Origin of the sequence: Devosia sp. (assembly GCF_028290625.1) — a bacterium.
Taxonomy (GTDB): Bacteria; Pseudomonadota; Alphaproteobacteria; order Rhizobiales; family Devosiaceae; genus Devosia.
On record NZ_JAQGJM010000026.1, the window covers coordinates 1 to 12,309 of the forward strand.

At 62.6% G+C, this 12,309-nt stretch carries 15 protein-coding genes; 11 read left to right on the plus strand and 4 right to left on the minus strand.

Annotated elements, in window-relative coordinates; genetic code table 11:
- Positions 1-33: 33 nt before the first annotated feature.
- The 4 genes from JWR51_RS14180 (at position 34) to JWR51_RS14195 (ending at position 3,756) form a co-directional block, all read left to right on the plus strand.
- Positions 34-1,044 (plus strand): ABC transporter ATP-binding protein, encoded by a 1,011-nt coding sequence (locus tag JWR51_RS14180; protein ID WP_299748552.1) that lies wholly within the window; start codon positions 34-36, stop codon positions 1,042-1,044.
- 206 nt (positions 1,045-1,250) lie between these two features.
- Positions 1,251-2,033: a ThuA domain-containing protein gene (locus JWR51_RS14185; RefSeq protein ID WP_299748555.1), complete on the plus strand. Its 783-nt coding sequence runs from the start codon at positions 1,251-1,253 to the stop codon at positions 2,031-2,033.
- Positions 2,034-2,196: 163 nt separating this feature from the next.
- Positions 2,197-3,243, plus strand: coding sequence for a Gfo/Idh/MocA family oxidoreductase (locus JWR51_RS14190; RefSeq protein WP_299748558.1), 1,047 nt, complete (start codon positions 2,197-2,199; stop codon positions 3,241-3,243).
- Between the two features lie 261 nt (positions 3,244-3,504).
- The gene (locus JWR51_RS14195) at positions 3,505-3,756 is read left to right on the plus strand and encodes a GlsB/YeaQ/YmgE family stress response membrane protein (protein ID WP_299748561.1); all 252 of its coding nucleotides are present in this window, start codon (positions 3,505-3,507) and stop codon (positions 3,754-3,756) included.
- On the opposite strand, the gene soxR is transcribed toward JWR51_RS14195, so the two are convergent.
- Positions 3,753-4,193, minus strand: a complete 441-nt coding sequence (soxR, locus tag JWR51_RS14200; protein WP_299748564.1) for a redox-sensitive transcriptional activator SoxR — start codon at positions 4,191-4,193, stop codon at positions 3,753-3,755. The genes JWR51_RS14195 and soxR overlap by 4 nt on opposite strands.
- 65 nt (positions 4,194-4,258) lie before the next feature.
- Here soxR and JWR51_RS14205 point away from each other — a divergent pair, with 65 nt between their 5' ends.
- Positions 4,259-4,723 carry a VOC family protein gene (locus tag JWR51_RS14205; RefSeq protein ID WP_299748566.1) on the plus strand — a complete coding sequence of 155 codons (465 nt, stop codon included), beginning with the start codon at positions 4,259-4,261 and terminating at the stop codon, positions 4,721-4,723.
- 56 nt (positions 4,724-4,779) lie between these two features.
- On the opposite strand, the gene JWR51_RS14210 is transcribed toward JWR51_RS14205, so the two are convergent.
- A complete protein-coding gene (locus tag JWR51_RS14210) occupies positions 4,780-6,384 on the minus strand; it encodes a bifunctional metallophosphatase/5'-nucleotidase (RefSeq protein ID WP_299748569.1) in 1,605 nt (534 codons plus the stop codon).
- A 277-nt stretch (positions 6,385-6,661) separates the two neighbouring features.
- Between JWR51_RS14210 and JWR51_RS14215 the strand changes: the two genes are divergently transcribed.
- Both JWR51_RS14215 and JWR51_RS14220 read left to right on the plus strand, forming a co-directional pair.
- On the plus strand, positions 6,662-7,141 hold the full coding sequence (locus JWR51_RS14215; RefSeq protein WP_299748571.1) for a GtrA family protein: 480 nt from the start codon (positions 6,662-6,664) through the stop codon (positions 7,139-7,141).
- A gap of 66 nt (positions 7,142-7,207) precedes the next feature.
- Positions 7,208-7,864, plus strand: coding sequence for a ThuA domain-containing protein (locus JWR51_RS14220; RefSeq protein ID WP_299748574.1), 657 nt, complete (start codon positions 7,208-7,210; stop codon positions 7,862-7,864).
- Here the strand turns inward: JWR51_RS14220 and JWR51_RS14225 are convergent.
- Both JWR51_RS14225 and JWR51_RS14230 read right to left on the minus strand, forming a co-directional pair.
- Positions 7,853-8,491, minus strand: coding sequence for a DUF1109 domain-containing protein (locus tag JWR51_RS14225; RefSeq protein WP_299748577.1), 639 nt, complete (start codon positions 8,489-8,491; stop codon positions 7,853-7,855). The two genes, JWR51_RS14220 and JWR51_RS14225, sit on opposite strands and share 12 nt — an antisense overlap.
- Positions 8,481-9,041, minus strand: coding sequence for a sigma-70 family RNA polymerase sigma factor (locus tag JWR51_RS14230; protein WP_299748590.1), 561 nt, complete (start codon positions 9,039-9,041; stop codon positions 8,481-8,483). The genes JWR51_RS14225 and JWR51_RS14230 overlap by 11 nt, the downstream gene beginning before the upstream one ends.
- 170 nt (positions 9,042-9,211) lie before the next feature.
- Here JWR51_RS14230 and JWR51_RS14235 point away from each other — a divergent pair, with 170 nt between their 5' ends.
- From JWR51_RS14235 to JWR51_RS14250, 4 genes are all read left to right on the plus strand, one after another.
- The gene (locus tag JWR51_RS14235) at positions 9,212-9,586 is read left to right on the plus strand and encodes a hypothetical protein (protein WP_299748579.1); all 375 of its coding nucleotides are present in this window, start codon (positions 9,212-9,214) and stop codon (positions 9,584-9,586) included.
- Positions 9,587-9,679: 93 nt separating this feature from the next.
- Positions 9,680-10,528: a cytochrome b/b6 domain-containing protein gene (locus JWR51_RS14240; protein ID WP_299748582.1), complete on the plus strand. Its 849-nt coding sequence runs from the start codon at positions 9,680-9,682 to the stop codon at positions 10,526-10,528.
- Positions 10,525-11,316 (plus strand): molybdopterin-dependent oxidoreductase, encoded by a 792-nt coding sequence (locus tag JWR51_RS14245; protein ID WP_299748585.1) that lies wholly within the window; start codon positions 10,525-10,527, stop codon positions 11,314-11,316. Before JWR51_RS14240 ends, JWR51_RS14245 begins: the two co-directional genes overlap by 4 nt.
- Positions 11,317-11,422: 106 nt before the next feature.
- The gene (locus JWR51_RS14250; RefSeq protein ID WP_299748587.1) at positions 11,423-12,046 is read left to right on the plus strand and encodes a hypothetical protein; all 624 of its coding nucleotides are present in this window, start codon (positions 11,423-11,425) and stop codon (positions 12,044-12,046) included.
- Positions 12,047-12,309 lie beyond the last annotated feature (263 nt).

Here is a 12,309-nt window from a genome sequence, read left to right on the forward strand (position 1 = left end):
CCTTTGCCACCGCCCCCGGCTAGGGAGACTTTATTGTCTGATCTGAAAATCACCAATCTCCACAAACGCTACGGCAGCGTGGAGATTTTGAAAGACGTCAATCTCGAGATCAAGTCGGGGGAGTTCGTCGTGTTCGTCGGGCCTTCGGGCTCGGGCAAATCGACGCTGCTGCGTTGCATATCGGGGCTTGAAACCATCACCTCGGGCACGCTCGAGATCGATGGCCGCGTCGTCAACGAAGTCGCGCCGTCCAAGCGCGGCATCGCCATGGTGTTCCAGTCCTATGCGCTCTATCCGCATATGACGGTGTTCGAGAACATGGCGTTCGGGCTGACGCTGGAAAAGGACAAGAACGACAAGGAAGAGATCCGCAAGCGCGTCGAGAACGCCGCCGAACTGCTGCAGATCACGCCCTATCTGGCGCGCTTGCCCAAGCAGCTTTCGGGCGGCCAGCGCCAGCGCGTCGCCATCGGCCGCGCCATCGTGCGCGATCCAAAGGTGTTCCTGTTCGATGAGCCTTTGTCGAACCTGGATGCGGCGCTGCGCGTCGCCACCCGCATCGAAATCGCCAAGCTGCATGAGAGTATGCACAATGTGACGATGATCTACGTGACGCATGACCAGGTCGAGGCCATGACGTTGGCCGACCGCATCTGCGTGTTGCGCGATGGGCTGGTCGAGCAGGTGGGCACGCCCATGGAGCTCTACGAAAAGCCGGACTCGCTGTTCGTGGCCGGCTTTATCGGCTCGCCCAAGATGAACTTCATCGACGGCGCCAAGGCCGCGCCGTTCGGTGCCCACACGGTGGGCGTGCGCGGCGAGCACCTGGTGATCAAGCCGAGCGACGGCGTGTGGAACGGCACTGTCATCCACACTGAAAATCTCGGGGCGGACAGCTATGTCTATCTCGAAATGGGCACCGAGGAGCCCGTCGTGGTCCGCCTCGACGGCGTCAACAGTTACAAGAGCGGCGATGTCGTGCACATCTCGCCGATGGACGACAAGATCCATCGCTTCGACGCGGCCGGCAAGCCGATCCGCTGATATCCAGGGGCCGGCAGCAATGCCGGCCTCTCAATAACAAGACGCGGCAGTTCATGCCGGAATGCGTGGGGGACACGAAATTGAGGCGCCGGACACTGTTCGGCGCCACAGTCCCGGCGGGTTGTTCCGCCACCTATCAACACTGGCGCCTTGCCCAAGCGGCCTTGCGCGCGCCAAAACTTCAAAAAATTCTATAGGAGACGACTATGGCGATCCGAACCCTGGTGTGGGGCGAAAACGTTCACGAACAAAAGAACAAGGTCGTTGCCGACAATTATCCCGAAGGGATGCATACCCAGATCGCCAAGCTGCTCTCCCAGGATAGCAATATCGTCGCCAAGACCGCGACGCTGCAGGAGCCTGAGCATGGCTGCACCGTCGAGGCGCTGGCCAATACCGATGTGCTGGTCTGGTGGGGCCATGCCGCCCACGGCCAGGTCGAAGACGAGATCGTCGAGCGCGTCGCCAAGCGCGTCTGGGAAGGCATGGGCCTGATTGTCCTCCATTCGGGCCATTTCTCCAAGATTTTCAAGCGCCTGATGGGTTCGCCCTGCGCGCTGCACTGGCGTGAAGCCGGCGAGCGTGAGCGCCTTTGGGTCGTCAATCCCGGCCATCCGATCGCCAAGGGCCTGCCTGCCTATTTCGAGCTTGAAAACGAAGAAATGTACGGCGAGCCCTTCTCGGTGCCCGAGCCGCTGGAAACCGTCTTCGTGTCCTGGTTCCAGGGCGGCGAAGTGTTCCGCTCGGGTCTGACCTACCGTCGCGGCGCCGGCAATGTGTTCTACTTCCGCCCCGGCCACGAAACCTATCCGACCTATCACGACGACACCGTCGGCAAGGTCCTGCGCAACGCGGTGAACTGGGCCTACAATCCCGAAAGCCACCCCGAACTGCTCGATGCGCCGAACACTCCGGTTGAGGAAGCCATCGAAAAGATCGAAGAGCGCGGCCCGAAACTCCACCACGGCCGCGAAGAAGGCTTCCGCTAAGCAGCGCTTGGGGCTACATCGCCCCGCATACACAATGTCACCCCGGCGCAGGCCGGGGCCCATCTCGAGATCTCAGGATGGATCCCGGCCCCAGGCCGGGATGACACCGAGATAGTTGGACACATGCGGATCGTCACTGACGCCGCTTAGGGAATTCACGAATATGCGGCTGCTCATTCTGGGTACCGGAGGCATGGCCAACCAGCATGCCAAACACTTTGCCGCCATCGAGGGCGTGACGCTGGTCGGCGGCGTCGACGTCGATCCGGCGCGGGTCGAGGCGTTCGCCGCCACCCACAATATCCCGCGCGGCTTCGGCTCGCTCGACGCGGCCCTGGCCTGGGGCGAATTCGACGCCGTGGCCAATGTGACGCCCGATAGCGTCCACCACGCCACCACCATGGCAGCGCTCAATGGTGGCAAGCACGTATTCTGCGAAAAGCCACTGGCGACCGATCACCAGAAGGCCATGGAAATGACCGAGACGGCCGAACGCCTCGGTCTGATCAACATGGTCAACCTGACCTATCGCAATGTCGCCCAGCTCCAGAAAGCCCGCGAAATCGTCGCCTCCGGCCAGGTCGGCAAGGTCAAGCATTTCGAGGCGAGCTACCTGCAGTCCTGGCTGGTCTCCAAGGCCTGGGGCGATTGGCGCACCGAGTCGCAGTGGCTATGGCGCCTCAGCAAGAGCCACGGCTCCAATGGCGTGCTCGGCGATATCGGCGTGCACATCCTCGATTTCGCCGCCTATGGCGCTTGCAGCGATTACGCCAAGGTATTCTGCCGCCTCGAAACCTTCGAGAAGGCTGAAAACAACAAGATCGGCGAATACGATCTCGACGCCAATGACAGCTTTGCCATGACCGCGCAGATGGAAAACGGCGCCCTCGGCGTCATCCACGCCACGCGCTGGGCCACCGGCCATTTCAACGAGCTGCGCCTGCGCATCTATGGCGAACTGGGATCGGTGGAAGTGCAGCACCGGCACGACTGGAGCAAGCTGATGACTTGCCTCGGCCCCGATGCCGAAACCGGCACCTGGACCGAAGTCGCCTGCGACCCCGTCCCGACCAATTACATGCGCTTCGTCGAAGCCGTCCGCAGCGGCGTCAATCTGGAGCCGTCCTTCCGCCACGCCACCAATATCCAGAAAGTGCTGGACCTGGCCACGGTCACCGACCGCGACCACACCGAACACAAGGTGGCTTAAGCACCGCAATTTCGAGTTTGAAAGGCCCGCTTCGGCGGGCCTTTTTGTTAGCTTCGGGGCCAAACGACACCCCCTCCCATCCTCCCCCATCAATGGGGAGGTGCCTGCCGGTGGGTTGAACTGGATCGAGTCTCAAGAGTGGAGTGAAACCTCCCCCATGATGGGGGAGGTAGGAGGGGGGACGGGTAGCCCCGATCTTCGCATACCCCTTGCAACCCGCCCCGCCGCTTCCGACTTATCACCCAACAATCGGAGCGTCACATGAGCATTCTCGGCACCATCATCATCGGATTTCTCGCCGGCCTGATCGCTCGCTGGGTCACGCCCGGCAATCATCATCCGCGCGGGTTCATCCTCACCACCGTGCTGGGCATCGTCGGCGCCGTGGTGGCCACCTGGCTCGGCCAGCGGATCGGCTGGTACGGGCCTACTGATGGCGCCAATTTTATCGGCGCCATTGTGGGCGCGGTGATTATCCTGCTCGGCTGGAACCAGCTCGCCCGCCGCACCTAATCGTCGCCGAGCAGGCGGCGCGGGCCGGGTCCATGAGAGGCCAGCCGATCTTCCCAGTTCAGCAGGCCACAGCGGTCGATCGACAGGCAGCCGCATCCGATGCAATCGGCCATGCCGCTGCGCAGGCGCTGCAACTGGGCAATCCGCGCGTCCAGCCCCGCCGCCCAGCGCGTGGACATCCCTTCCCAATCCTCGCGCGACAAGGGCCTTCCCTCGGGCAGGCCAGCGAAGGCGCTGCCGACTTCGGCCAGTGAAATCCCCAATTCCTGCGCCACGCGAATGATCGCGACCCGCCGCAGCACGTCCTTGTCATAGCGCCGCTGGTTGCCTGCGGTGCGGTGGCTTCGGATCAGACCTTTGGCCTCATAGAAATGCAGCGCCGATACCGCCACCCCGGCCCGCTCCGCCACCTGCCCAACCGTCAGCTCTTTTGCCATCGCTCTTGACCTCAAGTAATGTTGAGGTTGTAGACCCGCGTCCAGCTCTTGGAAAGGGACGACCGATGACGACCAGCATGCCCCATATCGATGGGCTCTATGAAACCCACCTCACAGTCGCCGATCTCACCCGGTCGATTGCGTTCTATCGCGACGTGGTCGGCCTCGAACTCGCCAAGACCTTCGCCGAGCGCCGCATCGCCTTTTTCTGGATCAACGACAAGAAAACCGGGATGCTGGGCCTATGGGAGACCGGTAGCGGTCCACTGCGCATGCACCTGCACGTCGCCCTCCGCATGAGCGTCGCCGGCGTTCTGGCCTCGGCCGCAACCCTGCAGGCACATGGCGTCACGCCGCTCGGCTTCCACGGTGAGCCATCATCCGAGCCGGTCGTCTTGAGCTGGATGCCGGCCCTCTCGCAATATTTCGCCGACCCGGACGGTCATTCGATCGAGTTCATTGCCGTACTGGACGACGCGCCGGATGAAGCCTTCGGCATCGGGCCGTATTCGGTCTGGCTGGCGCGATAACCCCAACAAAAAGGGCGCCCAATGGGCGCCCTTCGCAGTCCAGATCGATCCGGAGATCACTTGATCTCGGTGATCCGCCCATCGGTATAGGGCGTGTAGCTGCCGCCCTGCTTGGCGATGTAGTCGGCAACGACTTCTTCAAGCGGCGGGCCGAAGTCATAGGCGTTCTCGCCTTCCGCAAAGGTGCCATAGCCGTCGCCGCCACCGCGCACGTAGTTGTTGGTGACGATCGTGTAGGTGGCGTCTTCGTCGATCGGACCCCAGGCGTCGTCGGTCTTGACCTGAACATCGCTGACGCGTTCACCGGCGGGTTTGGCCAGGGTGAACGAGAATTTTAGCCCTGCCACCTGCGGGAAGCGCCCGGCACCGTTTTCGATATCGCTGACGCCGTTTTCCAGCGCTTCGATCACGTCGGCACCCGAAACCTGCACGGTTGCCAGCGTATTGGAGAACGGCAGCACGGTGATGACCTCACCTTTGGTGATGTCGCCCGCGTCGATCGAGGCGCGCACGCCGCCACCATTCTGGAAGGCGATGGTGGCGCCCTGGCCGGCAGCGCGGTCGAGGATGGCATCGGCCAGCAGGTTGCCCATGGCGCATTCCTGTGCGCGGCAGACCTCGCGGGAGCCCTCGATAGCGGCGGTGGCGCTGCCGATGACGACGCTCATGGCTTCCTTGATGGGCCCGGCGAGAGCGGTCAACTGCGTGGCGAAATCGGTATCGCCCTTGACCGAAGCATCGATCAGGAAGGGCGCGCCCTCGGCCTTGGTGACGACGCCGTTGTCATCCCAGGTCACCGCGATATCGCCCAGATATTTGCCATACTGGTTGGCCGTCACGATCGGCACTTCCACGCCATCGGGGTTCTTGACCATGGTGGGGTAGGGGCCGGCAGCCTTCTCGTCGGTGTTGGAGAGCAGCGTGTGCGTGTGACCGCCCACGATCACGTCGACCAGCGGCAAAGCCGCGGCGACCTGCTGGTCCATCGGATAGCCGATATGGCTCAGGAGGATGATCTTGTCGACGCCGGCAGCGTCGAGCGCTTCGGACGCACCGCGCACATACTGGATGATATCGGTGAATTCGACATCGTCGCCCGGCGAGGAAATATCCGGTGTGTCTTCGGTGGTCGCGCCAATGATGCCGATCTTTTCGCCGCCGACCTCGAGAACGATCGAGCCCTTGATCTTGCCGCGCAGATCGGGTGAGCGCGAAACGTCGAAATTCCCGCCAATGATGGGGAAATCGGCTGCGGCGATGAACTTGGAGAACTCTGCCGGGCCGTCGTCGAATTCGTGGTTGCCAGTGGCAACGACGTCAAAGCCCATCTGGTTGAAGAAGTCGGAAACCACCTTGGACTTATACGTGGTGTAGTAGAGCGAGCCCTGGAAATTATCGCCGGCCGAGATTAGCAGGGAATTGCCGTCCTTGAATTCGGCACGCTTGGCGTCGATTTCGGTCTTCAGCCGCGCGATGCCGCCAAAGCATTCGCCCTTGGCGTCGGTCTCGGCATTGCAGTCGCTGTCGGTGCCCGTAATGGGGTCGAAGCGCGAGTGGAAATCGTTGATATGGAGGATATTGAGCGTGAAATCGGCGTAAGCCGCGCCGGAAAAACCGGCCATCATGGTCAGCGCCGTGGCGCCGAGAAGTAATTTTTTCATCCCTGTCATCCTTTGGTTTTTATGCAGTGAAGTCCTTCGGCAAGCATCGGCCATGGCGTAAATGGCCGGCCGCGACGAGGCATGAGTTAACCAGCAATTTATGACATGGGAAAGTGGACCGGCCGGTCAAAATCCACCACCAGGATCAATGGCGGGGTTCAGCATTTCTCAACCATCCCGACCAAGATTGCATTGGCGCCATGCAACCGTAAGCATTGCGGCAAGCGCGCCTGCCTAGGATAGCTCCATCGATCGCCTAATCGTTTGGGGAAAAGCCGTGAGCGCAGCCTTGTTCAGCATGATGCCGGATACCTCGCCGATGCCGGTCGAAGGGCCTTCGGTCATGGGCCAGTTGGCGGCCTTCGTGTTCATCGGGGCGGCGGGCGCGGCCGGTTTCGTGGCGCTGTCGAGCCTTGCCAGCCAGGTGACTGGGTCGGAAAGCTCCCTGCTCAATGCGCTGTGCTACGCCGTGCTGATCGGTCCGGTCTATCTCGCCCACCGCCGGTTTTCGTTCCAGTCCGACCTGCCACACAGCCACGCGCTGCCGCGCTATATCGGCGTTCAGCTAATGGCGCTGGCGCTGGTGACGCTGTTCTCCTACCTGGTCTACAGCATTCTGGGCATGACCTCGGTGGTCGCTGCGACGCTGGTGATCGCCCTGACCTCGGGGCTGAACTTCGCGGTGCTGCGCGGCTGGGCCTTTGCCCATCGAGCGCCGGTTGTCCTCTTCCAGTTGCGGCCGATTGCCCACGAATAACGCCTCGGGTTCCAAAACCGTCACTTTGCGATAAGCTCCGCCGCGTTGATTTGCGGGGATTTGAGCATGCGCAGTGCATTGATTGTCTATGGTGGCTGGGCCGGGCATGACCCGGAAGAATGCGCGGCGATCTACCGTCGCTGGCTGCACGAGGATGGGTTTTCCGTGCGCATGGCCACAGAAACCTCGGCCTTTGCCGATCCCTCGATCCATGACCTGTCGCTGATCGTTCCGATCTTTTCCATGGGCACGATCCAGAAAGACGAGGTCGAGAACCTGACACGCGCCGTGCAGAATGGCGTCGGGCTGGCGGGTCATCACGGCGGCATGAGCGACGCCTTCCGCGATGCGGTGGACTACCAGTTCATGGTGGGCGGGCAGTGGGTGCAGCACCCCGGCAATATCGTCGACTACACGGTCGATATTACCAAGCCGGACGATCCGATCATGGCGGGGCTCAAGAGCTTTCCCTACACGTCCGAGCAATACTACATGCATGTCGATCCCTCCAACGAGGTGCTGGCGACGACCACATTCAACGGCGACACCGCGCCCTGGATCGATGGCGTGGTGATGCCAGTGGTGTGGAAGCGGCGGCACGGGCAGGGAAGGGTGTTCCACTCGACACTGGGCCATCAAGCCAAGGAATTCGAAGTGCCCGAAATGGCCACCATCCTGCGCCGGGGTATCAACTGGGCAGCGCGCGAAGAGCTACCAGCGTAGCGCGAAGCGGCCGATCAGCGCGCCGAGGGCGGCAACCACCAGAATGCCCAGCGTGTACCACAGTGTCAGGAACATCATGCCGTTCTCGCCGCAGTGGAAGGTATAGACCCAGGCCCCCGCACCGCCGGCAAACAAGCCGGCGGCAAAGCCCGCCAGTGTCGGCCTGGCCGGTGCCATACGGCGCAATACCAGCAGTACCCCCGCCAATACGGGCATCGACAGGCCAATGATATAGAGCGGGCAGACCAGCGCCGAGCCGCCGACGATCAGATGCATGGTCTGTTCGGGGGGCATCATCATGAGTTGGAGCGACGCGCCGACCGCAAGCAGGACCGCCAGCCCGATCGCCGCGATCCAGGGCCAGCGCGTCCGCCCATCCGGGCGCGCCAAGACGATGGTGGCACAGCCCCCGAACACCGCCAGCGCGAAGGTGTAAAAGGACTTGGTCCAGAAGATCATGGTGGTCGGCGCCGTGGCGATGTCCTCGCGCAGGCCCAGCATCATGTACATGGCGATTGCCGCGACGATGCCGCCGACCAGCAGCGCCCCGATCAGCAATTGCCACAATATGCCGCGCCGCACCGGGCGCAAATCGGCGCTCAGCCTGGCGATCAGGTCATCGGTCATCGCGGCCTCCCGCAAAACGGGCCGTCAGGGCCTTGAGCCCGCGATGGATCGACACCTTGGCTGCGGTTTCGCTCATCCCAACTGTCGCGGCAGCTTCGGCAATGGACGCGCCCTCGACCTTGACCTGCCGGATCAGCGCACCGGTGCGCGGCGACACGGTTTGCAGCACAGTGTCTACATCCATGCGTGCCGCGGCGTCTTCGCTCTCGTCACGCGCAAAGATCGGCGCGTCATCATCGAGCTGGACGGTCGGGCGAATGGCGTGGCGGCGGACGTGGTCGACGAATTTGTGGTGCGCGACCGCGTGCAGCCAGGCGGTAAACGGTCGGTCGCGGTCATAGGTCATGCGGCGCGTATGCACGGCCAGCAAAGTCTCCTGCACCAGATCCTCCGCATGGGATGAGTGGGCGGCGTGCAGCCGCCGGGTGAAATAAGGCCGCAAATGCCGGCTCAGCTCGGCCAGCAGCGTGCGATAGGCAACGGCATCGCCATCCAGCGCGGCGAGCATCAGCGCTCGCAACCGCGTTTCTGTGGTGTCCGTCTCGACCATCAGCCTGCCATTCGTCTCCGCCCCCGCAAAGGTTACATCCGCGCTCATGCAAAAGGCCATGGCGATATTTTCTGGTCACGAGCGCGTGATGCGGTAACCGCCGGCGCGGACACGGCGAATGGGGAGCATGATCCACGTCAAAGGGGCGTGGTCGAGATCAGGAACCGATCATGAAACTCAATCTCCACCTCGCCTCGCTTCCCGCCCTGGCCCTACTGCTGGCCCTGTCCGCTGCCCCCGCCAGCTTTGCCCAGGACGCCATGGCTCCGGCCGCCGACGCCATGGCGCCCGCCGCTGACGCAATGGCTCCCGCTGATGCCATGGGTACAATTACCCCTATGAGCGATGCGGACTTCGCGACCTGCAACCAGCAGGCGGACACGATGACCTTTCCAGCCGTCAAAATGGCGGCCATGGCCGCGTGTGATGGGCTGCATAAGGGCATGGACGTGATGGGCGCCATCCAGTCGATGCAAAAGGGCGACTCGATGGCACCGGCCGACGCGATGGCTCCCGCCGACGCGATGGCACCGGTTTCGAAATAACATTTAAGTGATATCCGCCCGTCGCGCCGCGCTGTACCGTTCCTGCATTGGACGGCGGCGCGGGGCGGCCGGCAACGTCCGAGGGGAAAAGTCATGAGCGAGCAGACCGCAGTGCCGGCCAGCAAGGGCCCGCTGATCTATCGCCAATCGGCCTGGACCCGCGTCACCCACTGGATCTGGGCGATCTGCCTGTTTTTCCTGCTGCTGAGCGGGCTGCAGATTTTCAATGCTCATCCCTCGCTCTATGTCGGCCAGCAATCGGGCTTCGAGTTCGATAATGCGGTGCTGTCGATGTCCGCGGTCAATACCGATGCCGGCCCGCGCGGCCGCACGACGGTGCTTGGCTATACCTTCGATACCACCGGCGTGTTCGGCATGAGCGGTTCGGCGGACCGGCCGCAGTTTCAGGGCTTTCCCGGCGCTGCGACCATCCCGTCCTATCGCGATCTCGGCACCGGCCGCGTGGTGCATTTCTTCTTCGGCTGGGTCTTCGTGCTCACCATGTTCGTCTGGTTCCTCGCCAGCTTTTTCAACCGCCATATCTGGCGCGACATCATCGTCAAACCCAAGGATGTGACCGGCCTGCCCAAGGACATCGTCGATCACGCCACGCTGCGCTTCCACCATGGCCGCTCCTATACGCCGCTGCAGAAGGTCGCCTATTTCGGGGTGTTCTTCATCCTGTTCCCGCTGATCATTGCCACCGGGTTGACCATGTCGCCGGGGATGGACTCGATGTTCCCCTGGCTGCTCGATATCTTCCAGGGAAGGCAGACGGCGCGCACCATCCACTTCGTCGTCATGAGCCTGTTGGTGCTGTTCTTCGTCGTCCACATCATCATGGTCATCATCGCCAACCCGTTCAACGAATTGCGCTCGATGATCACCGGCTGGTATCGCGCCAGCCCCGGCACCCCACTCAATGAGGGAGACAAGCCATGAGCGGCATCCAGCTCACACGGCGGGGCCTCCTGGGCCTCGGCGCCACCGCTGCCTCCTCCCTGATCCTGGCCGGTTGCGACCAGTTCGACTTCGTCGGTGAGCGCGACGGGCAAGTCCGGAAGATTCTCGAACAGGCCAACGTCATGACCTATCAGGTACAGCGCCGCCTGATCGGGGCGCAGACTCTGGCGCGCGAATACTCCGCCAGCGAAATCCGCCAGGGCCAGCGCCCCAATGGCTCGACCGATCCGACGACGCCGGATTACCTGGCGCTCAAGGCCAATAACTTCGCCGATTACAAGCTCAAGGTGACCGGCATGGTCGAGCAGGAGGTCAGCTTCTCGCTCGATGAATTGCGCAATATGCCGGCCCGCAGCCAGATCACTCGCCACGACTGCGTCGAAGGCTGGAGCTGCATCGCCAAATGGACCGGCACGCCGCTCGGCCCGATCCTCGATATGGCCAGGGTCAAGCCACAGGCGCGGTTCGCCGTCTATCACTGCTACGACAATATCCAGAAGACGCTGTCGGGCGACATCATCTATTATACCAGCTCGGACCTGATCGACGCCTATCACCCCCAGTCGATCCTCAGCTACGGCCTCAACGACCAGGTCTTGCCCGTCGCCAACGGCGCCCCGATCCGCCTGCGTATCGAGCGGGCGCTAGGCTACAAGCAGCCGAAATATCTCCACACTATCGAGCTAGTCGATGACCTCAGCCCCTTCGGCAAGGGCAAGGGCGGCTATTGGGAAGACACCGGCTACGATTGGTATGGCGGGATTTAGCCGCGAGCCACTCGGCGTCTGGTTCCATCAACAAGTGTTTTTTCCGCGCCCTCGCTGAGAGGCGTAGACTTTGGCGTGGCCACAGCGACTGAATGAGGATGACATCATGAAATTGGCAAAATTTTCCCGGGCCATTGGCCTGCTGGTGCTGGCGAGCACAACTATCGTTGCCCTGGGCGTGGCGGCACAGGCTGCCGAAAGCGTCCGGCTGCGCGGCACGATCACGACTTTCGAGGGCTCGAACCTGACCATCAAAACGCGCGAGGGCGAGGACAAGACCATTGTGCTGCCCGATGGCTGGGCAGTGTCGAGCGTTGCGACCGCTTCCGCCGCCGATATCAAGCCCGGCGACTATGTGGGCATTGCCTCGCTGCCGAATGCTGATGGTAGCGACGGCGCGCTAGAGGTTCTTATTTTCCCCGCCGCGCTGAAGGGCGCCGGAGAAGGCAGCTCCGCCTGGGACCTGCAGCCGGGCAGCACCATGACCAATGCTACCGTGGCCGACGTGGTAACCGCCGCCGATGGCCATTCCGTCAAGGTCACCTATCAGGGCAACGAGAAGACCATCGATATTCCCGAAGCCACGCCGATCGTCACGTTCGCCCCCGCGACCAAGGCGGACCTGGTGCCCGGGGCAGCGGTCTTCATCCCCTCCGAGGTGGCCGCCGATGGCACCATTTCGTCTCATACCGTCGTCGTCGGCACCAAGGGCGTCGTCCCGCCGATGTGATGGCGGCGATTGGTTAGAGAGGTTCTCGTCATGCGCCACTGTGGCACGACGCCTCCCCACCCACGGTGTCACCCCGGCGCAGGCCGGGGCCCATCCTGAGGTAGCGCCCCAGCCGCAAGGTCACCGCGAAAGCCACCCATTCTGCCACGTCCTCGTGGTTCGAGGGTCGCTGCGCTCCCACCTCACCATGAGGACTACTGGGGCAGTGAAATCTATTGAGACAGCGATACCCGATGAAACGCCGCAATTCTCTCAGTAGCCCT

Bases quoted from the DNA above. Each gene is read 5' to 3' on its own strand.
- JWR51_RS14185 (WP_299748555.1), top strand. From the start codon at position 1,251: ATGGCGATCCGAACCCTGGTGTGGGGCGAAAACGTTCACGAACAAAAG.
- JWR51_RS14190 (WP_299748558.1), top strand. From the start codon at position 2,197: ATGCGGCTGCTCATTCTGGGTACCGGAGGCATGGCCAACCAGCATGCC.
- JWR51_RS14195 (WP_299748561.1), top strand. From the start codon at position 3,505: ATGAGCATTCTCGGCACCATCATCATCGGATTTCTCGCCGGCCTGATC.
- soxR (WP_299748564.1), bottom strand. From the start codon at position 4,193: ATGGCAAAAGAGCTGACGGTTGGGCAGGTGGCGGAGCGGGCCGGGGTG.
- JWR51_RS14205 (WP_299748566.1), top strand. From the start codon at position 4,259: ATGACGACCAGCATGCCCCATATCGATGGGCTCTATGAAACCCACCTC.
- JWR51_RS14210 (WP_299748569.1), bottom strand. From the start codon at position 6,384: ATGAAAAAATTACTTCTCGGCGCCACGGCGCTGACCATGATGGCCGGT.
- JWR51_RS14220 (WP_299748574.1), top strand. From the start codon at position 7,208: ATGCGCAGTGCATTGATTGTCTATGGTGGCTGGGCCGGGCATGACCCG.
- JWR51_RS14225 (WP_299748577.1), bottom strand. From the start codon at position 8,491: ATGACCGATGACCTGATCGCCAGGCTGAGCGCCGATTTGCGCCCGGTG.
- JWR51_RS14230 (WP_299748590.1), bottom strand. From the start codon at position 9,041: ATGGTCGAGACGGACACCACAGAAACGCGGTTGCGAGCGCTGATGCTC.
- JWR51_RS14235 (WP_299748579.1), top strand. From the start codon at position 9,212: ATGAAACTCAATCTCCACCTCGCCTCGCTTCCCGCCCTGGCCCTACTG.
- JWR51_RS14240 (WP_299748582.1), top strand. From the start codon at position 9,680: ATGAGCGAGCAGACCGCAGTGCCGGCCAGCAAGGGCCCGCTGATCTAT.
- JWR51_RS14245 (WP_299748585.1), top strand. From the start codon at position 10,525: ATGAGCGGCATCCAGCTCACACGGCGGGGCCTCCTGGGCCTCGGCGCC.
- JWR51_RS14250 (WP_299748587.1), top strand. From the start codon at position 11,423: ATGAAATTGGCAAAATTTTCCCGGGCCATTGGCCTGCTGGTGCTGGCG.